The organism is Humiphilus diazotrophicus (assembly GCF_059726315.1).
In genome coordinates this window covers 2,910,836-2,932,484 of record NZ_AP040870.1, presented here as the reverse complement: position 1 = coordinate 2,932,484, position 21,649 = coordinate 2,910,836, and the positions used below count along the sequence as shown (strand labels likewise).

Genomic DNA, 21,649 nt, shown 5'->3' with positions numbered 1-21,649 from the left:
TTACGGGAGACTTGCGATGTTGGCCAGGAGTCGTCATTATCGAGAGCAACATGCCACCGGTAAATAAGAATGCTTCTCCACTGGAGCTGGCGCGTGCTCTGGAGTCCTTCCTGGCTGAGAATCCTCGGGCTGCGATTCTGGAAGATGGGCAGATGCTGTTTGACATGCGCCAGTCGCATTACTCGCTTTCTTCTGAGCATGGGCGCTGTGTTGTGCATCTTTGGTCGGAAGAACGCAATATCGTCCGCACTGTGATTGGCATCGAGGAACGGAAGTCTTCTCTACGGTTGACTACGACAAGGTTAGGAGCCCCACGCCCCGAGAAGCTGGAACTGGTCCAGGACTCTGAATGTAGAACTCCAACCGCCAGGGATATGCAACGCAAAAGGTATGTCCGTTTATTGGAAAGAGTGCTATCCCGGCAGTTCCCGGAATTCAAGCTGGATGGGTTCCGTTCTGCAATGGATCTGGAGAACAGCTTCGGTCCTGCATATACCCGAGGGACCTTGCTGAAAGGTCTCTCGGCTTGGGCTGTTATCGGGGTAAATGAGGAAGAGAACCCGGCGACGCTCGATGGCATCCTGACGCTTGGTCTTCTCTGGCTGGATTATTGCCGCGAACACGGAGGCGAACGAAGGCTCTTCGAGGGTTTGAAAGTGATCTTGCCAGCGGGCACGGAGCGGACAACGCGTCTGCGCATGGCATGGCTGAATCATGATGTTGCGAAATGGGAGCTTTATGCGCTGGACGAGCGCACAGAGCAATTAGTAGCTGTCGATATTGCAGATCATGGAAATGAAGAAGCGCATTTGGTGCACGCTTTTCATCCCGAGGCAACGCTGGAGCGCTTTCAAAGCTCGATTCAATATCTCCTCAGTCTGTTACCGAAGGAGGAGAAAGATCGTGTAGAGATTTATCCCCGCAGCGCGTCTGAAGTGTCGTTCCTTTTGCATGGCCTGGAGTTTGCCCGCATCCGTTATGGCTTCAGTGGCGGCTCATTCTCGCGGGAGGCTCAGCTCAGTTTCGGCGCAGGGGCCAATGAAACACCGTTGAATGAAGACTCCGAGGAGCTCTTTCAGGATTTAGTTGGACGGCTCTTTGCGCGGCGTCATCCGGAAGGCAAGGCTCTGGACCCCCTCTTTCGCTTGCAACCGGAGCGCTGGCTGGAATCCCGTTTGCGTACGCGTTTGCCGGAGATTGAGTCATCGCTACGGCAGGGATTTCTCTACTCTCAAGTACCTGCGTTCTCCGCGGGAGATCGCGGGATGTTGGATTTGCTGGCAATAGATCGGAACGGGCGGCTTGTGGTCGTCGAGATCAAAGCCGATGACGATCTGCATCTTCCCCTTCAAGGCTTGGATTACTGGATTCGAGTTCATTGGCTGAATGGCCGGAGACAGGATGGCAAAGGAGATTTTGAGCGCTTTGGATATTTCCCCGGAGCAGAGATTTCGGAGCGTTCGCCATTGCTATGCCTGGTTGCGCCTGTACTTCATATTCATCCCGCGAATGAGGTCGTTTTGAAGTACTTGTCTGCACAGGTGGACTGGCAGCTTATCGCTATTAGCGAGCACTGGAGAGAGGAATTGAAGGTGATCTTTCGGAAACAGCGATGATCTATCAGGATGCCTTGTGGTGTTCAGGCTGAGGCTGTCCGGTTATCCCCAGCAGACGGCTGGATCTGTGAGAGAAGGTTCGTCAGGCAATATAGTGTCTTCACTAGTTACTTTTGGCTCGGTAAAGAATTTATCGACGGCCTCCAGTACCAGGGGCGCAGTCTTGCTTTCATAGATGCTCTTGCGCAATTTGGCTCCGCCGGGAACACCATGCGTAAACCATGAGGCAAATTGCTTCATCTTGCCGACCGCTTCGCGCCCCTCAATATCGGCAAGCAGCATCTGGAAATAGCTGCGGATCATGGTATAGCGGTCTTCTACTGTCGGTTGGTTGTAGCAACCATTTGCTGTGTATTCGGCAATCTGGCGAAAGATCCAGGGATTCGAGGGAGCGGCACGTCCGATCATTACGGCATCGCATCCTGTTTCCGCAACCATTGCGGCAGCGTCTTCCGGTGTGCGGATGTCCCCATTGCCGATAACCGGGATGTGTACCGCTTGCTTGACCGCAGCAATCCATTCCCAGAGTGCCTGTCCGGAGTAGGCCTGCTCACGAGTTCGTGCGTGAAGGGCAACGGCATCCAGTCCTTCGTTCTCTGCCATCTTGGCCAGCTCGACGCAGATGATGTCTTTGTCGCTCCACCCCAGCCGAAACTTTACGGTGAAGGGAATTGTGACTGCGGCACGAACAGCTTTGAAGATCTCTCCAATCCTGGGCAGATCGCGCAGCAATCCACTGCCTCCATTGCAGCCGACGACACGCTTTGCCGGGCACCCGAGGTTGAGATCGACCATATCGAAGCCCGTCTCCTCGACAATTCGTGCCGCATCGGCCAATGTCTCAGGATTTGAACCGAAGAGTTGGGCGGAGATGGGATGCTCATCGTCGTAGAAGGTCAGGTAGCGCTTCCGCTTGGACTCCCTCATTCTCGAGAGGCCATCGGCGGATGTGAACTCCGTCATGATCAGCCCGCAGCCCGACTGCTGGTTGCTGATCGTAGTCTCTACGTCTAGACCTGTGGTACCAGAGGTAAAAACGCTGGCATTGCGAATAAACCGGCGGAAGACGGTATCGGTGACACCGGCCATAGGTGCCAGCACCGTAGCCGGAGCAACCCGTACACCGCCGATTTCAACGACAGCAGGCACACGAGCCTTAGCGGGCATCGCATGTTCGCGCGGATTGTCCCAAGCCTTCTTCACGACAATTTTTCGAGTCAATGTTTTGCTTCTGGAGTGGGAGACAACAAAGCCTCCGCCATTGCGGAGGCCGTTGCGGTTAAACTATCGAACCCGTTACTTCGCTGCACTCTCGGCCTTGGCGTATTTCCGGCGGAAGCGCTCGACGCGACCAGCCGTATCCACCAGCTTCTGCTTGCCAGTGAAGAACGGATGGCATGACGAGCAGATTTCCACGTGGATGTCGCCCTTATGGGTCGAACGGGTCTCAAAATTGGTTCCGCAGGCGCATACAACACGCACTGCATGGTAATCGGGATGAATTCCTGCCTTCGGCATACTGTGCTGAAACCTTTCCTGCAATTCTATTAGTCTACGGGGAAAAGCCAGGATTGGCAATGGAAAGCCAGCAGGCGCGCCGTTTGGCGTGATTCCATTTCTGTACAACTGGCTTATTTTTGGGCTTTATGCGAACGGAAGTGTCATTCGTCCAGCCCTCGTACAGCTTTTACTATAACGTATGCAGGTGAGTGCTCGTTCCGTTGTCCCGAAAAACGACAGCAGGAGAGATTCGGCCGATAGAGTTTGTGGCTGAGAAGCCGTCATGATTGGGAGATGGGGAATGAGGCAATTGCCTGCAGTAGTGGTTCTGGTCGTGGCGGTTATTTTCTTTGTGGTCTCTATCAGAACCTACATGGCAGACTCCCGCATCCGCGACGAGTGGGTTACGAAATTGAACCAATCTGCTTCCAGAGACGCGGAATATCAGCGTCACCGTCAACAACTCAAGGAATACGAGAAGCAGATGCGAGAAACGATCTCGGATCAGCTTAAGTCCGTTCGCAATCGTGTAGCAGCTGAACATGTAACGGTGCAGGCCGAGGTTGGTACTGCTCTGTCCTTAGGATCTTCCAAAACGGAGTGTGAACGGCAAATTCAGCAGATTGATAAACGGCAATGGATTCCCATTACAGAGGGAGTTGCGGGCTTGGCCTTCTTGATTTTGGCTCTGGTGCTCTATCGTCCGGATGAGTCGAGTTTCGTACGCTGGTAGCTAGAGCAAAACCAGCGTTACTATGTCCTATCCAAATTCCGCGATGTGCAGGTTTTCTCGACGGAAAACCTGCGTAGGGAGTTGTGGCTCGGGATACACCTACGCTGGTTTTGCTCTAGTCGGTCAGGGATGCATTGTTCCCGTGGACTGATGTATTCGGAGATTTCTGCTTTAGGCATCGGCTAGACGACGGTTGTTCCACCTGCCTGTTACGATTTTTCAATGGCACGCGTAACCATCAGACCCGCAAGCCGCTCTGATGCGACTGAATTGATTCAGGCAAATATCGAAAGCCTCTCCTATCACCAGCCGTGGGTTCAGCCCTTTATGGACCAGGAAGGTTTTGACGAATGGTTTGGGGTCTCCTTTACCGGAGCCAACGTCAGACTTGTCGCACGTGAGGTGCAATCTGGTGGAATTGTCGGAGTTTTGAATCTGAGCCAGATATTCCTGAAAGGCTTTCAGAGTGCCTACCTCGGCTATTACGGAATGATTGCTTTCGCCAGGCAGGGTCTGATGACAGAAGCGCTCAGGCTGACGGTCCAATATGCCTTTCATGAGGTTGGATTGCATCGCGTGGAGGCCAATATTCAACCTGGAAATCTTCCTTCTATCGCGCTCGTGAAGAGAGTGGGGTTCCACAACGAGGGTTTTTCGCCGCGCTATCTAAAGATCAATGGCGTCTGGTGTGATCACGAGCGTTGGGCCTTGCTGGCAGACGAGCAGGGTTGAGCCGGAATTTGTTCTCTTTTTCTTCAGAGCAATTTCAAACTGATACACCTTGGCGCTTTTCCACATTTTCCAGAGCTTTGTTGTCCATGTCTTAGGGCCCGGGGTGCTACCTTACGATTGAACCGTTATGTCTACTTGTCCTCTTTGCAATGGAACTGGAATGTCGTTTTTCGCCGATGCGAAAGGGGAGAGGTATGCCAAGCCCTGCGAGTGCCAACAGCGGGACCGTGTGCAGAGAATTCTGCAACGTGCGGGTATTCCGAAGCGCTATGAGCATTGCACGCTGGAGAGCTTTGATACGGATTTTCCCCGGGCAGACCGTTCTTTATCGGAAGCGCACTTTATTGCCCGCAAATTCGTAGAGGACTATCCGGTAAACATTGACGGGAATGGACTGCTGATTACAGGTTCCATCGGTGTGGGCAAATCCCATCTGGCCGTCGGAATTTTGCATGCATTGATCACCGCCAAGGGGGTTCCGGGGCTCTTTTGCGACTATCGGGAACTGCTCAAACAGATTCAACATTCCTATAATCCCCAGGTTGCAACCACTGAGTTGGAGATTCTGGCTCCTGTGTTCAATGCGGAAGTCCTGGTTCTGGATGAAATCGGAGCGCAGAAGCCAACAGACTGGGTTTGGGACACTGTTGCTCTCATCCTGAATACCCGTTACAACGACAAGCGGACTACCATTATCACGACAAATTATCCGGATTCGCCTCCAGCGGGAGCCTTAACTCCGGTTCAGCGAGCTGCGAGAGAAGAATCTCTGGGAGATCGTATTGGAGAGCGAATGCGGTCCCGTTTGGCAGAAATGTGTGTAACGGTGGAGATGCGCGGTGAGGATTTTAGGCGCACAGTAAGACGAGCCCGCTTCGGCTGAGTGCCGGCAGACAAAAAAGACTAGACGAGCGCGCTGGTCATCAATAACAAAATTACGGCTATTACAGTGGCTAATTGGTAGATGACGTCTTCCCGCCGCCGGGGCTGAACTTCGCGACCGCAGGGAGCAATTCTTCGATTCTGTTCTCTAGAGGTGCGTACTTGCATCTCAAGCCTCACAAAAAGTAAATCGGCACTATCTGGTGGTTGCGACACCTAGATTAACCCGGGTTTTCACCGGGAGATTCCCACTTTCTTTTCTCTTTACAGAATCTTCATTCCCATTTCCGTCCTGTGGAAGAGAAGTGCCTATCTTGAAAGGCGTCCTTTCGAACGTCCTCCCACCATTCCTCTTGTTCTTTCAGATACAGAGTGAGTACAGAAGGAGTCGGAAAAGTATAAAATCCGCTCGTGGAAGTTCTCGGAACGCAAAACGAAGGCATGAAGGAAAAGGGCAATTGGCTGCCATGGATCGTGGCTGGGTCCGTGGTTGTTGTCGTCCTCCTCGCTCTAATTCTGTTTAGCTCTCATAAGCATTCGGCACTGACGCAGCAGAGCTTGAGTCAGATGACGACTGCCGACCCATATGCGCCTAATCTGCCCATCACGAATCTGCAGATGAGTGAATCTTCCAATCTTGCTGGCGGGAAAGTGACCTATATCGACGGGCATATTGCAAATCATGGCCAGAAGACTATCTCGGGGATTACGGTTCAGATTGCCTTCCGGAGCTTTACGGGCGAGTTTGCGCAAAGAGAAATCCTGCCGTTGCAACTGATCCGCACCCGCGAACCGTATATCGATACACAGCCGGTCGGTGCCCAGCCTTTGAATCCGGGGGACGAGCGTGATTTTCGATTGATTCTCGACAACGTAGCGCCGGACTGGAATCAAAATTACCCGGAGATCCGCGTGACTCAGGTCACCTCCAAGTAGTTTTTGCGCACCGGAAATCATTTTCTACTACGAAAAAAATTCCTACCTTCGGAAAAAAGAACCTACTTACCTTCTTCTTTTCCGCCCTACGCAGTGACCCGCAAAGAACGGTCTTTTTCGCGTAAATAGCTGAATAAATAAACGTTTTAGGAGCATCGGAGGGATGGCCGGAAGTTTGGCCATCCACTTGCTATTTGTCTAGGCGTACAGGGAAATGCCTCTTCGCCTTTCGCCAGATAGTTTCGGCGCGGAAGGAGTTCAAGGGGAGGAAGAAAGTAGGGAACGGAAATGATGGTTAAAAGAATGAGCGTCACTCCGACACTTTCTGCGTTAATGCTTGCAGCGGCACTAGGTATGCCTGCAGTAGCTCAGCAGACCCCGGATCAGGTAAACACTGGAGCCAGCTCCGCGTCCGCCCCGGCAACGAATTCCACGCAGAATGGTATGAACCCTGCGGACAACAGTACGTATGCAACGGGACAGCCGCTGCCTACCAAGTCCAATGAAGGCTTTTGGGGCCACATGAACCCATTTGCTCGCAAGAAGTGGGTAAATCGCCAGCTTGAACCTGTCAAAGGACGCCTTAATGAGCTCGATCAACTAACCGCAAAGAATGCACGTGACATTCGCGATGTTGATGGCCGCGCTCAGGCGGGGATTCGTAATGCACAATCAACTGCTGATCAGGCGAACCAGCTAGCTACCGATGCCGGAAATCGTGCATCACAAGCACAGACGCTTGCTCAACAGGCTTCAACGCGGACGGACAAGCTGAATACGACGGTTTCAACCCTCGATCAGTATCAGCCGGTTACCGACACAGAGATTCGTTTTAGAAATGGCCAGACAATACTGAACGCTAAAGCAAAGGAAGCATTGGATTCTTTGGCGGAACAGCTGAATGGCAAGCAGGGGTACATCGTGGAAGTTCAAGGCTACTCTCGAGCCGCAGGGCAGACTGGGATTCAGTCTTCTCAGCGTATGTCGAACGCCGTAGTCCGGTATCTCGTGACCGAACACCATGTACCGATGTATCGCATTCATCAGCTGGCGTTGGGTAACGCCAAGCAGGAAGGTGAAGAACATTCGCACGGGCCGTCAGTACATGTGACCCTGATGCAAAACAGTTTAGCGGCCTTGAACCAGCCAGTCTCGGAAGCCGGTTCACCCATTGGCGCGACGCAGCAGTATTCCGCGCAGCCCTCCCCTCAGGGCGCTGCGTCGCAGTCCAATGGAACACAAATACAAAAATAAAAGGTCGCTACCAAGCTCTCACACAACGAGAGAACCAAGGCAGATTGGCCCCTCTCCCCGAGGGGCCCTTTTTTTGCGCTGCGAAGCAGCGCAGCCCAGAATCGGTTAGCAAAAGCCAGCTAAGAACCGGATAGCTAAACACCGGGTAGCTGAATCATTGTTTGGAAGTACTTAGCCAATTCCCTCACACTGATTGTCAGTCGATTCTCTCGATTCCTGAGTAACAGGAGATCGGTCCATACCTGTAGGGGACAGGCTATCTTGGCTATCAGGAGCGAAGCGACACTTGGAGGCGTAGCCTCGCCACCCGGTTTTTAGCTGGGTTTCGCTATCTCATGAATCGCCAACAACGTTTCCAGCAGTGGCTTTAGATCCTTTAGATCCAGGGCGTTGGCGCCATCCGATTTAGCGTTTGCCGGATCGTCGTGGACTTCGAGGAAAATTCCATCTATCCCTGCTCCTACGGCTGCTCTGGTGAGTAGCGGGATGAACTCAGGCTGCCCTCCTGAGACTCCATTTGCAGCTGAGGGCTGCTGTACCGAGTGGGTTCCGTCAAAGACTACTGGTGCCATCTTGCGCATGATTCCAAGAGAGCGCATGTCCACGACGAGGGTGTTGTAGCCAAAGCTGGCCCCGCGTTCGGTTAGGAAGACACGCTCATTCCCGGTAGAACGAACCTTCTCCACAGCATGTTGCATATCCCAGGGCGCGACGAATTGGCCCTTCTTAACGTTGATGGCTCGTCCCGTAGTTCCAGCAGCAACCAGGAGGTCGGTTTGCCGGCAGAGAAAGGCTGGGATTTGAAGAACATCGACACCCTCAGCCGCAACTTCACAATGTCCAGGTTCGTGAACATCGGTCAGGACAGGAAGCCCGGTACTCTCAGCCAAGGTCTTTAGAATCCGCACACCTTCCTTGAGCCCCGGACCTCGGAAGCTCTTTACAGAGGTTCGGTTGGCTTTGTCATAGGAGGCTTTGAAGATGTAGGGAACTTTCAGATCGGAGGTGATGCGCTGGATGGCGTCTGCCATCTTGCGCACATGGGCTTCGCTTTCGATGACACAAGGGCCAGCGATCAGAAATAACTCGCCGCCACCGATACGGACATTGCCAACTTCGAAGTCGTGAATCATTGCAATTCGATTGGAACACAAAGTTTAGTTTCTGCGGGTTGGGATCTCTGAGCACTGGAGAGCTGTGAATACGATCTGATGCCTTCCGTTTTGGAAAGAAGATCGTGCTTGAGTGCCCGAAGGAAGAGGAGATGCAGATTCGGAAATTTGGCACAGAATAATTGAATCTTTCCCTGGTCCCGATCTCGTCTTACAGATCGGCAGTGTTGATTGAGCTGCCCCTCTGATATTGTGCAGAGGTGTGGGTTCAAAGGGCTCTGTTTGCTCCTAGCGGACAACCTCCGCATCTAAAAGTAGATTGGAAAAGAAAAAGATCTGAATGGCGATTTCCCCTAATGTTGTACATTCCTGTGCTGCGGTAATGGCCGATAAATCATGGACGGGGCCATTGGTGGATACGCACGGACGAACAATCCGAGATCTTCGAATTTCAGTCACCGACCGATGTAATTACCGCTGTGTGTACTGTCGTACCGGTACGATGGGGGCTCAGTTCGAAGAACTCCCCATAGAGGATTACCTCCGGCTTGCCCAGATCTTTGTCCATCTGGGGATTGAGAAAGTACGACTGACAGGCGGCGAACCGCTTCTTCGTCACGGGCTATTGGATCTGGTCAGAGAATTGGCCAAGCTACGGACTCTCTCCGGGGCACCCCTGGATCTGGCAATCACGACAAACGGACATCTGCTCGAGAGTATGGCTGAGGACCTTGTGCGTGCCGGTCTGCACCGCGCAACCATCAGTATGGACGCGGTAGATCCCGAGCGGTTTGACAGTATTACGCGGATTCCACATAGCTTTGGGAAAGTCTTGGCAGGCATCCGTGCGGCAAAAGCTGTAGGATTGGCGCCGGTTAAGGTAAATTGCGTTCTCGTGCGCGGGATCAACGAGGATCAGGTTGAGAGTTTTGCGCGCTTCTCTCGGGAAGAAGGTGTGATCGTCCGATTTATCGAATTCATGCCTCTCGAAGAAGACCGACTCTGGAGCCCTGACAAGGTTGTACCTCTGAAGGAACTGGTTGAGAGGTTGAATCGCTTTATGCCTCTTGTACCTCTTCCGGCAAATAACGAAAGCGAAACGGCGAGGCGGTATACCTTCGAAGATGGAAAGGGAGAAATAGGCATTATTGCTCCCGTCAGCCAAGCCTTTTGCGGCCAGTGCAGTCGTCTGCGCCTTACCTCGGATGGAAAAATCCGCACCTGCCTCTTTTCACAGTTTGATCATGACCTCTATGGAATCGCTCGTCGTGGAGGTTCGGATATGGAACTGATTGCTTTTATTCGACGTATAGTTTTAAAGAAAGAGGCAAGGCATCACATCGGTGAGCCAGAATTCCTTAAGCCGTCCCGAAGCATGGTGCACATTGGTGGATAAAGAAAAAGATCTGCCGATAAGAGACTTAAATAGCTACAAATTTTCTTTGATGGACTGATTTACTGCTTTGAAATCTTTCAGCCTTGGAGTTGGGAGCGCTATGCCGAGTCCCCAGTCGGCCGAAGGTAAATTGAAGGACCTCATGGTCTTTCACAACGTCGCTCGAGCTCTTACTTCCACACTAGAGCTAGACGAAATTCTGCGTGCCATATTGGAGCAGATGCAGCCTTTCTTTCAGCCTGAGCGCTGGGCTCTGCTGATGCTGGATGAGGCTACGAATGAGCTCCACTACGTGATCGCCGCCGGGCAGGCTACCGATGAGCTAAAGGACCTCAGGATTCCTGTTGGTGTTGGCATGGCCGGATGGGTTGCGGAACGAGGGGAGACCCTGATCGTTCCCAGTGTGGAGGAAGATCCACGCTTTAACCACGATGCGGAAGGTAAATTCCGAATCCATTCCGCTATTTCGCTGCCCCTGCGGTCTCGGCGGCGGACACTCGGCGTCATACAGCTTTTCAATAGCAATCTGGCAAGCCTTACGGATTACACAATCATGTTTTTGCATGTCTTGTGTGACTATGCCGCAATTGCAATCGAGAATGCTCGATCGGTAAAGAGAATTCATGAGCTGACAATTACGGATGATTGCACGGGGCTATTTAATGTCCGGCATCTTCAGAAGGTTCTGGAAACTGAAGTCGAGCGCTCTCGCCGCTTTAACAAGTCCTTCAGTCTCATCTTCATCGATCTGGATCGCTTCAAACTCGTGAATGACAAGCATGGACACTTGGTCGGCAGCAGATTGTTAGGTGCAGTGGGGAACTGGTTCGACTCCATCACCCGCTCCATCGATATCTGTTTCCGGTACGGCGGCGACGAGTTCATCATTCTCATGCCGGAGACGCCTAAACAAGAGGGGCTTATCGCATGCATGGGGTTGCGGGACCGTTTGCGGGAGCATGTCTTTGATATGGGAGACGGGCTACATCTTCGCGTCAGCGCCAGCTTTGGCCTCGCCTCCTATCCGGAAGATGGTATTACCGCACAGCGTGTGATTTCTGCTGCCGACGATGCGATGTACAACGTCAAGGCCGAAGGACGCGACGGAGTAGCCGCTGCCGGGTCGATTGTTCCCATCAATATGCTTCCTGAATAGGAAGCATATTAATGCTCTGGGGTGCCTGCATCATCTCGTTGGAATTGCAGGGGTGCTTGAGCAGAACGGAAAGCTCATCTACCTCCAAGCTAGCGGGATTGCGCCTTTTCCTTCGGAAGCCGTGCATTTGAATTCTCCGGCGCCGTTGGATCAATACTGAAATCCCACACCGACATATTGACTTCCTTCGGAGAAAGAATCTCGATCAAGGCATACTCACCCTTATCGAGAGGCTGTTTGGGCGTGAGCTTCATCCAGTGCTTGCCGGGTAGTATCTCGGAGTTCGTATCGATGACATTTTCCGATTGGGAGACCTTACCCAGCAGGCTGACATTGACCGAACCAATCACTCGGGAGTCCTTGCGCTGTTCCAGTCGGATGATCTCGTAACGGCTATTGGGACTCCCACCGGACTGCCCTTTTACCGATCCTGCACCATGTGTATTTACCGGAAAGGCCGTGGAGTCGGGATCGATTTTCTCATCCTCTTCCAGGCTGACGTAAAGAGTCGGGTCGGGGACGTGCAGGCGAACCTTCGATTTTGCTCCATTGACTCTCAACGTAAGTTTCTGGCCTGCCAACGGATTAATGGTAGAGCGCAGAATATTATGGCCCATGTTGCGGTTTACGTCACCGGTCGATTGGGTGATTTCGATTAACTCGGGTTTGTCCCGATAGGTGTCGAGAGCAAAAACGCCATCCAGATCAGGGAGTTGTAGTCCGGGTGTGACCTCTGGCATGCGGGCCTTTTCTTCTGCCCGAGCCGCCTGCTCTTCTTTGTCAATCTCTGCGGCGGCACTGCTTGCCGCTGGAGATCCACCGGAAGTTCCAGGCACGTGTTCTCGTGCGAAGCGCTCGGTAGCAGGCCAGTCGATCAGATTGGCGGGAAGCTCTTCCCAGCCGTCGCGTTCGGCGCTGAGATAGCGGACAATGTCGCCTTTGACCTCATACTGGCGAACAATCTGGTAAGAGCCATCCTTCAGAATTAGCCGCTTGTTGGGCCCTTGAGCAAGGAGCGGAAGAGCACAAGCCGCCAAAAAGAGAAATAATTTGAGACGTAATCGAATCATAGCCGTCTTAAGCCTTAGACGAAGCTCGTCTGTAATCAGCAGCATAATTCCTTGTCGTGGCAGAGCTTACGTTTTGTATCGTGGCAACGCATCTCAGGTTCTGACCCTTGCTGATGTATCCTCAACGTATAACTGGAGATTGACCTAACAGGTTGTTGCGCATTGATTCCATCACGAGCACAAAAGGGAATGGCGGAGTTCTCCGCTGGAGCCTTGTCGTACTCTGCATCGTGGTGCTGTTTGCAGCGTCTACTGTGCAACTTGCGCATAGCCATCCGCCAATTAAGGCTTCCGAGCATTGTCGGATATGTCTGGCCCTGCATTCTACGGCAGTAACTCCTTCCGTTGGAGCGCAGGTAGTTCCATTAACCGTTACAGAACCGATCTGCCTTGTATTGAAGATTTCAGCTCTTCAGCATTGGCACTTCTTCCTTTCTAACAGGCCTCCACCTTCTTCCATTGTTTGAGTTCTTTCAGCGTTGTACCCCTCGGTAGCGGGGGGAGTGTGTATTGCTCAGAGATCAAGATTTGGAGGAATTTATTCTGATGCCGTTTTGGCGTGGCATTTTTTCTACTGTTCTTTCGGTGGTGTTTGTCTCCCTGATCGTAAGTTCGGGTGTGGCCCAGTCTGCTCATTCCGGCACAATCACGGGTACCGTTGCGGATATGAGCGGGGCTATCATTCCCGGAGCTACCGTGACCATCGAAAATCCGATTTCGGGTTATACGAAGAGCATACAAACCGATGCCAACGGCCAGTTTGATTTCAGCAATATCCCTTATGCCTCTTACCACGTGACGGCAAAGGCTACCGGATTCGCGCCAGGTGCGCAGGATGCTTCTATCCGTAGCGCTGTGCCTTTAACGCTGAATTGGAAGCTGGCGGTAGCCACTTCTGCAACTACTGTGACGGTGGAAGCCGATCAGCAGGACATCATTCAGAAGACCTCTCTTGCGGCTACGGACATCGATAGCACCAGCATTGAAAAGATTCCTTCTGAAAGCACAAACTCCGGATTGAGCTCCCTGATTACTCTGGCTACTCCAGGTGTAGCCCAGGATTCCAATGGAATGTTCCATCCTCAGGGCGAGCACGCCGATACCAGTTTTGCCGTTGATGGACAGCCGGTAACCGACCAGCAAAGCCGGCTCTTTTCCAACCAGCTGTCCTTGGGAGCAATCCAGTCAATGCACATCATTTCCGGCGTGGCTCCCGCCGAGTACGGAGATAAAGCAAGTCTCGTGGTGGAAACGACCACCAAGTCCGGTTTGGGGCAGGGAAGACCGCATGGTGCGATCAGCTACGGGTACGGATCGTTCGGAACTTCGGCTCTGGATTCGAATATCGGATTTGGCAATCCGAAATGGGGCTCCTTTACTTCGTTCGACGGAACCGTAAGCGGGAGATTTTTGGATACTCCGGAGTTCCGCCCACTTCACGATCACGGCAATGTGGGGAGTTTCTTTCAACGTTTCGATTGGCAGGCTTCTCAAAAGGACAGTTTGCATTTAAATCTGGGAGCTTCCCGTTCATGGGCTCAGATTCCAAACCAGTATGACCAGCAGGGAAAAGGGCAGGATCAGCGTCAGGAGATCAAAAGCTACAACATTGCTCCTACGTACACTCACCTCTTCAGCCAGTATTCCTTGCTGAATGCAAATGCCTGGTTCCGTCAGGATCAGGTTCATTACTATCCCAGCAGCAATGTCTTCAATGACACTCCTGTCACCCTAAGGTCGTCCCGGCGTCTGACAAATTTCGGACTCAAGTTGGACGTGACCCATGATCGCGGGATCAATAACTTCAAAGCCGGAGCCTCGTTGGTCCATACCCCTCTGGACGAGTCATTTTCTTTTGGGATTACCGATCCGAATTTCAATATTCCTGGAAGTTCGAACTATCAGCCCGGAGAAGCTCAGTACGACCTGACGCGCGGAGGTCATCTGGGACAGTTCGGCGGACACTCCGATATCAAGCAGGAAGCACTCTATATTCAAGACGAGATTCAGTGGAAGAACTGGACTGCTTCCCTTGGTGTAAGAGCCGACAATTACAACGGTATTGTGAGCCGGTCGATGGTTCAGCCCCGTGCCGGAATTTCCTACAACATTCCTGCGACCGGTACACTCCTGCGTGGCAGCTATGGGAAGTTCTTCCTGACCCCATATAACGAAAATTTGGTGGTCTCCAGCCAGACCGGGAGCGGAGGACTGGCCAACAATCTCGGTGCCTTCGGTCAATCGCCTCTGCGTCCAGCCAGCCGGAACATGTTCAGTAGCGGCTTTGAGCAGGCCGTGGGGCGCTATGTGGTCGTTACCGCAGACTACTTTTGGAAGTTCACGGATCGCGATTACGATTTCGACGTCATCCTGAACACGCCTCTGGCCTTTCCGATTGAATGGCGCAAGTCGAAAATCGACGGCTATGCAATTCGGGTCAATATGGCTCCTTACCATGGCCTGACTGCATACTCTGTTCTCGGTCACACGCGTTCCCGCTTCTTTGGTCCCGAGGTTGGAGGCATCATCTTCAACAATCCGTCACAGGGGAAAGCTACCGCTCCCTTCCGGATCGATCATGATCAGAACTTCCAACAGACCACGCACCTTCAGTGGCAGCCCAAGAAGGATGGTCCCTGGTATGGCTTTAATTGGACCTACGAGAGTGGAATGGTAGCCGGAAATGCTCCCTTTGCTCGCGATACGGCCTCTCCCGTGGATCTGACCTACCTGACTCCCGATCAGCAGGCACAGATTCAGCTGACCTGCGGGGGAGTGCGGGCCACTATGGCTTCTCCTCTCCAGACTTGCAGCCCTTCTCAGCTTTCGTCGCCCTTGCTTCAGATTCCCAGGCCTGGCACACAAAACAGCGACCGGAATCCCCCGAGAATTGCTCCCCGGCATGTATTCGACATGTCGGCGGGATACGACAATCTCTTCCATAAGGACAAATTCAAGACAGATTTGAGCATTACGGCCGTAAACCTGACGAATCAGTATTCGCTTTACAACTTCCTGTCCACTTTCAGCGGGACGCATTTCGTCGCGCCGAGGACCTACACGGTACAGCTCACTTTCAATTTCTGAGAGGTGGGAGAAGCGGGGGAGAGAAAAATTTTTCGGAATTTTTCCCTCTCCCGGGACCCAGATTTTTGCGGGGATACGGTACCACAGTGCCATATTCCGGCATCCTCGTTACCTTTTCCACTCTTCCATTAGCCCCCGCTTCCTGCGATACTTGATCGTGCCCACCAGGTACGCCAATCCATACAAGTTAAAGAAGGTGACGCAGGAATGTCTGCAAAGTACATCTTTGTGACGGGCGGTGTTGTATCCAGTTTAGGAAAAGGTCTAGCGGCGGCCTCGATCGGTTGTCTGCTGGAAGCCCGGGGTTTCCGAGTCAACCTGATGAAGTTCGACCCGTATCTGAACGTCGATCCGGGAACAATGTCTCCTTTCCAACACGGAGAAGTTTTTGTCACCGATGATGGCGCAGAAACTGACCTGGATTTGGGTCACTATGAGCGTTTTACTCACGCGCGTTTGACGAGAGACAACAATCTCACCACCGGCCGAATATACGAGCAGATCATCACGAAAGAGCGTCGCGGAGATTACCTGGGCAAGACCGTTCAGGTTATTCCTCACGTGACCAATGAGATCAAAAACGCCATGCGCAAAGTCGGAACCGACTGCGATGTGGCCTTGGTTGAAATCGGTGGAACCGTTGGCGATATCGAATCGCTACCCTTCCTTGAAGCCATCCGGCAGATGCGTCAGGAGCTAGGCCGGGAGAATACCGTTTTTGTCCACGTCACTCTTGTGCCGTGGATTGCTGCAGCGCAGGAGCTCAAGACGAAGCCAACGCAGCACTCCGTAAAGGAGATGCTTTCGATTGGAATCCAGCCTGACATTCTGCTTTGCCGTACAGATCGTGCTCTTGCTCCGGAGATGAAGAGCAAGATTGCCCTCTTCTGCAATCTGGAAGAGAAGGCCGTCATTACGGCTCTCGATGTGCCCTCGATTTATGAGGTGCCGGTCGCCTTCTATCACGAAGGCGTGGATTCCCTTGCAATCAAGTATTTGCGCCTGGATGCGAAGGAGCCCGATCTTACGCGGTGGAAAGCGCTACTAGACCGCTGCTACCACCCCAAGGACGAGGTTTCGATTGCCATTGTTGGTAAATACGTTGAGTACGAGGACAGCTACAAATCGTTGAAAGAAGCTCTGGTGCATGGCGCTCTGGAGCACAACTTGAAGTTGCGGGTCCATTGGATCGAAGCCGAAGGCCTTGAGTCAAAGCAACCCGACGATCGGCGCTATGAAGCGCAATTGGCTGGCTTTGACGGAATCCTCGTTCCCGGGGGCTTCGGGAAGCGCGGAATCGAAGGCATGCTGAATGCTATTCGCTATGCCCGCGAGAAGAAGGTCCCCTATTTCGGTATCTGCCTGGGAATGCAGACGGCCTGCATCGAGTTTGCCCGGAATGTTTGTGGCTTGGCAGGAGCAAACTCCAGTGAGTTCGATCCTTCGACTCCACACCGCATCATCTACAAACTGCGTGAATTGATCGGTGTTGAGGAGATGGGCGGCACGATGCGGTTGGGTGCGTGGACTTGTGTCCTGCAGCCAGGATCGCTGGCCTCGAAGGCCTACGGTGCGACCGAGATCAGCGAGCGCCACCGTCATCGCTACGAATTCAATCGCGAGTACGAAGCTGCTTTGACCGGGGCGGGATTGCGTATTACAGGTACTACTCCAGATGCGACCTATGTGGAGATTGTGGAACTGCCCGATCATCCCTTCTTCCTCGGATGCCAGTTCCATCCGGAGTTTAAGTCCAAGCCACTCGAACCACATCCCCTCTTCCGTGACTTTATTGCGGCGAGCTACAAAAATCGCAAGCTGGCAGCAACCTCGCAACCTGCGATGTCCGAGGTCCCTGCCGGACGGTAAAGCATTGCGAAAATAGAAAAGCCGCTTATTCCTGACGAGTAAGCGGCTTTTTCTGTTTTGCTTGGAGGCGGAGCCTCGCTGTTATCTCTTGGCGGACTGCGCGGTTTCTACGGCTGTATGCTTGGGCCGCCGCGACGGAGCCAGATGCCCGTTCCTCCGCAGACAAATGCAATACCGAGCGCAACAGTGAAGTAGTACGCCATCGGATGCATCCAGGAGGGGGCGTAGGTAAGGTCCTGTCCGATCCACAGGGTGAGCACGGTCGCGATTACCGTGAATTGACCGGCAATAATCTGGAGAGTGAATCCCCATTCACGACGTTTATCCAGAGCAGAAACCTCAGCCGGGGTCAGATTGCGTTCCTCGGGGGGAAGTAGAGTGTTCGCCATGCCTGAATCTCCTTGCAAGGATCTTGTTCGGGCCAAGAGAGGCTCAGAGAGCGGAGAACGCCCAAACAGGATCTTCCTCGATTAAAACATGTAATTGTGATCCTAGTCACATGTTTAATCACCGAAAATTCCTCTTCTGCAACCGAATAGGGGGAGTGGCATCTCTCTAAAGAAATGCCACTGATTGCAGTGCTGTAATCTCGAAGCGTTTACGGCAACGAACGTTCTGACAGCCGACAACATCGTCACGACGCACCATATAGGGCTGCGCCTTGGCGAAACGAGCTCTGTCCCGTTCGTCTGCGTTGCGAGGCAGCGCGGCTTTCTTGCGACGCACAATCCATGTCACCTTGTATTCTGCCGATTGTCCGCAATGCGGGCAGGCGAGGGTGTGCGTGCGTTGTTCTGTAGTCTCATTAAAGAAATCGCGCTCTTCCATTGAGGGGTCTCTTTCGAGCGCTAGTTGCGCTTAGATCCGAAAAAAGTATTCCATATTTGATAAAGAGGAGTAAAAGGCCGACATGGCAAAGAAGAAATTAGCCGTATTCGATGTAGCAAAAGCAGTGAAGGCAAATGCGCGTGAGCGTGTTGGACAGCCTAAACCCGAGAAGGTAATTGAGTCCTCTACGCGAGAAGAGAGAAAGGTGAGAAAACACAAGCTGACACTCGAAAAACTACTGAAGGAGGAGGAACCGTGACCATCTCAGCTAAATGTCTTTCGTGACCTATGTCTTACACGTTTCTCTCCTCCTCTCGATCCTTTCCCTGCATACTTTCCTCCCTGTGACGACAGTCACGCCTGTTGCTCGTTATAACGCTTTTCCGTTGACTCCCAATTTCGACAGGACTAGGTTCGGCCTGTATTTCAATTTCCAGAAGAACATCGTTCACCGGAGTTCTAGGGTGAGACGAGTTCAATTTAGAGAGGGGCCATGAGGCAGGCGAAATTTGCAGCTGTGCTAATTCCGATCCTTCTGCTTGCCGTGATATTTCCGGGAGTGGCGCGTACACAAGCCACCAAGCAGGGGCCAATGTTTGGGAAGTGGAAGTTAAATTTGGCAAAGAGCGATTTTGGCGAGAATCCCAAGCCGCAATCGATGATAGTAACGGTTGAGAGCGATACTCCGGAGCTGATCAAGTTTTCCGTACAAATGACAGCACCAACCGGTATGGCGTTCAGCTACAGCTATCAAGGTGCTGCTGACGGGAAGGACTATCCTGCCACCGGTACATCTTCCACCTATGCCTATACCGAACAAGATGGCGTTGTGACCGAAACCGAAAAGGATTCGGATGGAACCGTGATCAAAGGGACATTCGCCCTATCTCCGAATGGAAAAGTTGGCACCTGGACATACACCGTGACTGACCCGCAAGGAAATGTCACACACGAGAAGTTGGTGTATGACAAGCAGGCCGCCTAAGAAAAACCAGTGATTCCATAGCTCCTGGCCTTTACGAAAGGCTGGGAGCTTACAGCTTCCTTCCTTACAGAGATTCCAGATAATCCGCCAGTTCGTTATGTCCGCGCTCGCGAGCATAGTTAGCGGGAGTCTTGCCCCAGTCGCAAGTAGTCTTGACCGTTGCTCCATAAGAGAGAAGTAGATCGACAAGATCGCGCCGGTCGGCCACCGCTGCCTGAATCAGCGGAGTAAATCCGCCGCTCTGCCTGGCCTCAGGATCTGCGCCCTTCGATAGAAGCAATTCTGCAATCGTAGCGTTTTTGCTCAATGCCAAACAGGCATGCAGGGGGGTATTTCTCTGGGGATTCTTTGAGAGTTGATTTACATCGGAGCCATGCTCAACCAGAGTTCGAACAGCCTCTGCGGAGGCGAACGCTGCTGCCAGATGGAGCGGAGACCAGCCATCGGCAGAGTACGAGCTCACCGCTGCCGGGGCCAGCATGAGGTGGCCCTTCAAGCGCGCAATGTCACCGACAGCCGCAGCCTCAAAGACATCGATGTCAGGGACCTGCGAAAGCAGGAAGTCACGAATGAGGGTCTGGTTAAGATAAATCGACCACAGTAGCGCAGATACGCCTTGGGCATCTCGCCATTCAGCCAGTGCCGGATCAGCTTCCAGGGTTGAAGCAATTTCAGCAGTAGCACCCTGTTGAATCAGCTTAAGCAGATGTTGGCTCACGGAAGCCCCAAATTTTCCTGTTATTCGGCATGGCGACCGGGCAAGACTCCCAATCTCCGAAACATCCTACGTGTTTGTCTAACGGCCCTCATCTCAGCTGCAAAACGAGGCGAGTTCTAGAAACCTGAGTCGCTTCTCTCGCAATCGGCAGACGTACAAAAAGTATCAAATTGTACCGGTATGGGTCACTAAGTCTTTTCTTTCGTGATGAGAATCAATGGGATGTCCACATGTTGGGACAGGATGTTAGCTCTGAGGCTCCAGACCCGGAGCCCGGACGAAAGAAGCTGACGCCAATCCTCTGCTTGAGGTGGTGGATGGTCCACACGGTTGTGGATTGGAATTCCTTCGAGAGTCTGCGAAAACCAGATGGCACGGAGCGGAAGGCTTTGATAACATCATGAGAGCAGTAAAGTCTTCGGCGTTGACTCCTTTGTCAAGGTTCGTTATTCTTAAGACCTTGTGCAGTTCCACGTCTGCCCGCCTGCGTGCATCATCCGCAGCCCGTGTTGGCAAGCGAACCTGGAAAAGCTGAATTGCTTTAAAACTGCGCTTTTCACGCGAACAGAAGAGACTGGCCGCGGGTTTTTAACCGCGACGGTATTGCGTGGATTGAAAGAACGCGAAATCGCGAAAGATTTGCTGGGAGAACAGGAAGAGATGTCAACGTATATTCCGAGCGCGCACGAGATTGCCCGCAACTGGTACGTGGTGGATGCCGCAGGCAAGACACTAGGCCGTTTGGCTACGGAAGCTGCCAGCGTATTGAGTGGCAAGAGAAACCCCAAGTATGTGCCTTTCATGGATATGGGCGATCATGTCATCGTCATTAATGCCGAAAAGGTGCGCTTGACGGGGCTGAAGAGCCAACAGAAAGTCTATCGCCGCTATACCGGCTTCCTTGGCGGATTGCGGGAAGAATCCTTTACCCGCCTGCTTGCACGCAAGCCGGAAAAGATTGTCGAAGAAGCGATCAAGGGCATGTTGCCCAAGAGCAAATTGGGCCGTCAGATGGCGACCAAGTTGAAGGTCTATCGTGGGGAGCAGCATCCTCACGCTGCCCAACAGCCCAAGACACTTGAGATTGCATAACGCATAAGATTCGGGCGTCCGTATGAGAACGGATGCCCTGGAGAGATCAGGACAGAATGGCAGATTTGGTTCAGTACTACGGAACGGGAAGGCGTAAATCGAGCATCGCTCGCGTATTTCTGCGCCCCGGCAGCGGCAACTTTACGGTGAACAACAAGCCTTTCGAGGTTTACTTCGTCACCGAACAGCAGCGTGTTTCGGCAAAGCGGCCTCTGGTTTTAACTGAGCTCGCGTCGAATTTCGATGTCGTCGCAACCACCAGTGGTGGTGGCGTTTCCGCTCAGGCCGATGCTGTCAAGATGGGCGCTGCCCGTGCATTGCTTGAGTTCAATGCCGAGTTGCGTAAGACATTGAAGGCTGAAGGTCTGCTCTCCCGTGACGCCCGCATCAAGGAGCGCAAGAAGTACGGCCAGAAGGGTGCCCGCAAGCGGTTCCAGTTCTCCAAGCGCTAGTTTGCTCGGAAGGGAATTGCGAGGTGCGGTTCTTCCTGGAAGAGCCGCTTCAACTCCGGCTTGCTGGATAGCGTTGAGAGAATGCGCATAGTCGCTGGCTGGATTTGTGGCATCTGAGTCATAGGAAGATTGGCGAGGCCTGCAATAGATTTGCGGGCCTCGTAAATGAGTTTGAAAGAAAATTCCCCGCAAGATGCGGGATAAATTCTGGCAAGATCCACTGATCCATGC

Annotated in this window: 23 protein-coding genes; 15 read left to right on the top strand and 8 right to left on the bottom strand. The window is 52.7% G+C overall.

What is annotated here, in order from left to right; genetic code table 11:
• The first annotated feature begins 11 nt into the window (after positions 1 to 11).
• A complete protein-coding gene (locus tag AC6I7T_RS12745; RefSeq protein ID WP_497793833.1) occupies positions 12 to 1,616 on the top strand; it encodes a PDDEXK family nuclease in 1,605 nt (534 codons plus the stop codon).
• Between the two features lie 42 nt (positions 1,617 to 1,658).
• Here AC6I7T_RS12745 and dusB read toward each other — a convergent pair whose 3' ends face one another.
• Both dusB and rpmE read right to left on the bottom strand, forming a co-directional pair.
• The gene (dusB, locus tag AC6I7T_RS12740; RefSeq protein ID WP_497794601.1) at positions 1,659 to 2,819 is read right to left on the bottom strand and encodes a tRNA dihydrouridine synthase DusB; all 1,161 of its coding nucleotides are present in this window, start codon (positions 2,817 to 2,819) and stop codon (positions 1,659 to 1,661) included.
• A gap of 93 nt (positions 2,820 to 2,912) precedes the next feature.
• On the bottom strand, positions 2,913 to 3,134 hold the full coding sequence (rpmE, locus tag AC6I7T_RS12735) for a 50S ribosomal protein L31 (RefSeq protein WP_497793832.1): 222 nt from the start codon (positions 3,132 to 3,134) through the stop codon (positions 2,913 to 2,915).
• 283 nt (positions 3,135 to 3,417) lie between these two features.
• Between rpmE and AC6I7T_RS12730 the strand changes: the two genes are divergently transcribed.
• From AC6I7T_RS12730 to AC6I7T_RS12720, 3 genes are all read left to right on the top strand, one after another.
• Positions 3,418 to 3,849 (top strand): hypothetical protein, encoded by a 432-nt coding sequence (locus AC6I7T_RS12730; protein ID WP_497793831.1) that lies wholly within the window; start codon positions 3,418 to 3,420, stop codon positions 3,847 to 3,849.
• 222 nt (positions 3,850 to 4,071) lie between these two features.
• Positions 4,072 to 4,581: a GNAT family N-acetyltransferase gene (locus tag AC6I7T_RS12725; protein ID WP_497793830.1), complete on the top strand. Its 510-nt coding sequence runs from the start codon at positions 4,072 to 4,074 to the stop codon at positions 4,579 to 4,581.
• 160 nt (positions 4,582 to 4,741) lie between these two features.
• A complete protein-coding gene (locus tag AC6I7T_RS12720) occupies positions 4,742 to 5,464 on the top strand; it encodes an ATP-binding protein (protein ID WP_497793829.1) in 723 nt (240 codons plus the stop codon).
• Between the two features lie 20 nt (positions 5,465 to 5,484).
• On the opposite strand, the gene AC6I7T_RS12715 is transcribed toward AC6I7T_RS12720, so the two are convergent.
• Positions 5,485 to 5,631: a hypothetical protein gene (locus AC6I7T_RS12715; RefSeq protein WP_497793828.1), complete on the bottom strand. Its 147-nt coding sequence runs from the start codon at positions 5,629 to 5,631 to the stop codon at positions 5,485 to 5,487.
• Between the two features lie 243 nt (positions 5,632 to 5,874).
• Here AC6I7T_RS12715 and AC6I7T_RS12710 point away from each other — a divergent pair, with 243 nt between their 5' ends.
• Entirely contained in the window at positions 5,875 to 6,399 is a 525-nt protein-coding gene (locus tag AC6I7T_RS12710; protein ID WP_497793827.1) for a DUF2393 family protein, read from the top strand.
• 288 nt (positions 6,400 to 6,687) lie between these two features.
• The gene (locus AC6I7T_RS12705; protein WP_497793826.1) at positions 6,688 to 7,653 is read left to right on the top strand and encodes an OmpA family protein; all 966 of its coding nucleotides are present in this window, start codon (positions 6,688 to 6,690) and stop codon (positions 7,651 to 7,653) included.
• Between the two features lie 314 nt (positions 7,654 to 7,967).
• Here AC6I7T_RS12705 and kdsA read toward each other — a convergent pair whose 3' ends face one another.
• Complete coding sequence (kdsA, locus tag AC6I7T_RS12700; RefSeq protein WP_497793824.1) at positions 7,968 to 8,786, bottom strand: 3-deoxy-8-phosphooctulonate synthase; 819 nt, start codon at positions 8,784 to 8,786, stop codon at positions 7,968 to 7,970.
• Positions 8,787 to 9,147: 361 nt separating this feature from the next.
• Between kdsA and moaA the strand changes: the two genes are divergently transcribed.
• Complete coding sequence (gene moaA, locus AC6I7T_RS12695; RefSeq protein ID WP_497794600.1) at positions 9,148 to 10,161, top strand: GTP 3',8-cyclase MoaA; 1,014 nt, start codon at positions 9,148 to 9,150, stop codon at positions 10,159 to 10,161.
• 100 nt (positions 10,162 to 10,261) lie between these two features.
• A complete protein-coding gene (locus AC6I7T_RS12690; protein ID WP_497793823.1) occupies positions 10,262 to 11,317 on the top strand; it encodes a GGDEF domain-containing protein in 1,056 nt (351 codons plus the stop codon).
• 89 nt (positions 11,318 to 11,406) lie between these two features.
• Here AC6I7T_RS12690 and AC6I7T_RS12685 read toward each other — a convergent pair whose 3' ends face one another.
• Complete coding sequence (locus AC6I7T_RS12685) at positions 11,407 to 12,387, bottom strand: hypothetical protein (protein WP_497793821.1); 981 nt, start codon at positions 12,385 to 12,387, stop codon at positions 11,407 to 11,409.
• Between the two features lie 152 nt (positions 12,388 to 12,539).
• On the opposite strand from AC6I7T_RS12685, the gene AC6I7T_RS12680 reads away from it, so the two are divergent.
• The 3 genes from AC6I7T_RS12680 to pyrG all read left to right on the top strand — a co-directional run bounded on the left by AC6I7T_RS12680 (position 12,540) and on the right by pyrG (position 17,343).
• On the top strand, positions 12,540 to 12,854 hold the full coding sequence (locus tag AC6I7T_RS12680) for a hypothetical protein (RefSeq protein WP_497793820.1): 315 nt from the start codon (positions 12,540 to 12,542) through the stop codon (positions 12,852 to 12,854).
• A gap of 79 nt (positions 12,855 to 12,933) precedes the next feature.
• On the top strand, positions 12,934 to 15,474 hold the full coding sequence (locus AC6I7T_RS12675; protein ID WP_497793819.1) for a TonB-dependent receptor: 2,541 nt from the start codon (positions 12,934 to 12,936) through the stop codon (positions 15,472 to 15,474).
• A 207-nt stretch (positions 15,475 to 15,681) separates the two neighbouring features.
• Positions 15,682 to 17,343: a CTP synthase gene (gene pyrG / locus AC6I7T_RS12670; protein ID WP_497793818.1), complete on the top strand. Its 1,662-nt coding sequence runs from the start codon at positions 15,682 to 15,684 to the stop codon at positions 17,341 to 17,343.
• 107 nt (positions 17,344 to 17,450) lie between these two features.
• On the opposite strand, the gene AC6I7T_RS12665 is transcribed toward pyrG, so the two are convergent.
• Together AC6I7T_RS12665 and AC6I7T_RS12660 are read right to left on the bottom strand one after the other, a co-directional pair.
• Positions 17,451 to 17,732, bottom strand: coding sequence for a hypothetical protein (locus AC6I7T_RS12665; protein WP_497793817.1), 282 nt, complete (start codon positions 17,730 to 17,732; stop codon positions 17,451 to 17,453).
• A gap of 166 nt (positions 17,733 to 17,898) precedes the next feature.
• Entirely contained in the window at positions 17,899 to 18,171 is a 273-nt protein-coding gene (locus AC6I7T_RS12660; protein ID WP_497793816.1) for a hypothetical protein, read from the bottom strand.
• An 82-nt stretch (positions 18,172 to 18,253) separates the two neighbouring features.
• On the opposite strand from AC6I7T_RS12660, the gene AC6I7T_RS12655 reads away from it, so the two are divergent.
• A complete protein-coding gene (locus AC6I7T_RS12655; RefSeq protein ID WP_497793815.1) occupies positions 18,254 to 18,430 on the top strand; it encodes a hypothetical protein in 177 nt (58 codons plus the stop codon).
• Between the two features lie 234 nt (positions 18,431 to 18,664).
• Positions 18,665 to 19,156 (top strand): hypothetical protein, encoded by a 492-nt coding sequence (locus AC6I7T_RS12650; RefSeq protein WP_497793814.1) that lies wholly within the window; start codon positions 18,665 to 18,667, stop codon positions 19,154 to 19,156.
• A gap of 64 nt (positions 19,157 to 19,220) precedes the next feature.
• Here the strand turns inward: AC6I7T_RS12650 and AC6I7T_RS12645 are convergent, their stop codons facing one another.
• Positions 19,221 to 19,874, bottom strand: a complete 654-nt coding sequence (locus AC6I7T_RS12645) for an ankyrin repeat domain-containing protein (RefSeq protein WP_497793813.1) — start codon at positions 19,872 to 19,874, stop codon at positions 19,221 to 19,223.
• 660 nt (positions 19,875 to 20,534) lie between these two features.
• Here AC6I7T_RS12645 and rplM point away from each other — a divergent pair.
• Positions 20,535 to 20,966: a 50S ribosomal protein L13 gene (gene rplM, locus AC6I7T_RS12640; RefSeq protein ID WP_497793812.1), complete on the top strand. Its 432-nt coding sequence runs from the start codon at positions 20,535 to 20,537 to the stop codon at positions 20,964 to 20,966.
• A 56-nt stretch (positions 20,967 to 21,022) separates the two neighbouring features.
• Positions 21,023 to 21,418, top strand: coding sequence for a 30S ribosomal protein S9 (rpsI, locus tag AC6I7T_RS12635; protein ID WP_497793811.1), 396 nt, complete (start codon positions 21,023 to 21,025; stop codon positions 21,416 to 21,418).
• Positions 21,419 to 21,649 lie beyond the last annotated feature (231 nt).

Bases quoted from the DNA above. Each gene is read 5' to 3' on its own strand.
- AC6I7T_RS12730 (WP_497793831.1), top strand. From the start codon at position 3,418: ATGAGGCAATTGCCTGCAGTAGTGGTTCTGGTCGTGGCGGTTATTTTC.
- AC6I7T_RS12715 (WP_497793828.1), bottom strand. From the start codon at position 5,631: ATGCAAGTACGCACCTCTAGAGAACAGAATCGAAGAATTGCTCCCTGC.
- AC6I7T_RS12650 (WP_497793814.1), top strand. From the start codon at position 18,665: ATGAGGCAGGCGAAATTTGCAGCTGTGCTAATTCCGATCCTTCTGCTT.
- AC6I7T_RS12655 (WP_497793815.1), top strand. From the start codon at position 18,254: ATGGCAAAGAAGAAATTAGCCGTATTCGATGTAGCAAAAGCAGTGAAG.
- AC6I7T_RS12690 (WP_497793823.1), top strand. From the start codon at position 10,262: ATGCCGAGTCCCCAGTCGGCCGAAGGTAAATTGAAGGACCTCATGGTC.
- rpsI (WP_497793811.1), top strand. From the start codon at position 21,023: ATGGCAGATTTGGTTCAGTACTACGGAACGGGAAGGCGTAAATCGAGC.
- pyrG (WP_497793818.1), top strand. From the start codon at position 15,682: ATGTCTGCAAAGTACATCTTTGTGACGGGCGGTGTTGTATCCAGTTTA.
- AC6I7T_RS12705 (WP_497793826.1), top strand. From the start codon at position 6,688: ATGATGGTTAAAAGAATGAGCGTCACTCCGACACTTTCTGCGTTAATG.
- kdsA (WP_497793824.1), bottom strand. From the start codon at position 8,786: ATGATTCACGACTTCGAAGTTGGCAATGTCCGTATCGGTGGCGGCGAG.
- AC6I7T_RS12720 (WP_497793829.1), top strand. From the start codon at position 4,742: ATGTCGTTTTTCGCCGATGCGAAAGGGGAGAGGTATGCCAAGCCCTGC.
- AC6I7T_RS12660 (WP_497793816.1), bottom strand. From the start codon at position 18,171: ATGGAAGAGCGCGATTTCTTTAATGAGACTACAGAACAACGCACGCAC.
- rpmE (WP_497793832.1), bottom strand. From the start codon at position 3,134: ATGCCGAAGGCAGGAATTCATCCCGATTACCATGCAGTGCGTGTTGTA.
- rplM (WP_497793812.1), top strand. From the start codon at position 20,535: ATGTCAACGTATATTCCGAGCGCGCACGAGATTGCCCGCAACTGGTAC.
- AC6I7T_RS12725 (WP_497793830.1), top strand. From the start codon at position 4,072: ATGGCACGCGTAACCATCAGACCCGCAAGCCGCTCTGATGCGACTGAA.
- moaA (WP_497794600.1), top strand. From the start codon at position 9,148: ATGGCCGATAAATCATGGACGGGGCCATTGGTGGATACGCACGGACGA.
- AC6I7T_RS12685 (WP_497793821.1), bottom strand. From the start codon at position 12,387: ATGATTCGATTACGTCTCAAATTATTTCTCTTTTTGGCGGCTTGTGCT.
- AC6I7T_RS12675 (WP_497793819.1), top strand. From the start codon at position 12,934: ATGCCGTTTTGGCGTGGCATTTTTTCTACTGTTCTTTCGGTGGTGTTT.
- AC6I7T_RS12665 (WP_497793817.1), bottom strand. From the start codon at position 17,732: ATGGCGAACACTCTACTTCCCCCCGAGGAACGCAATCTGACCCCGGCT.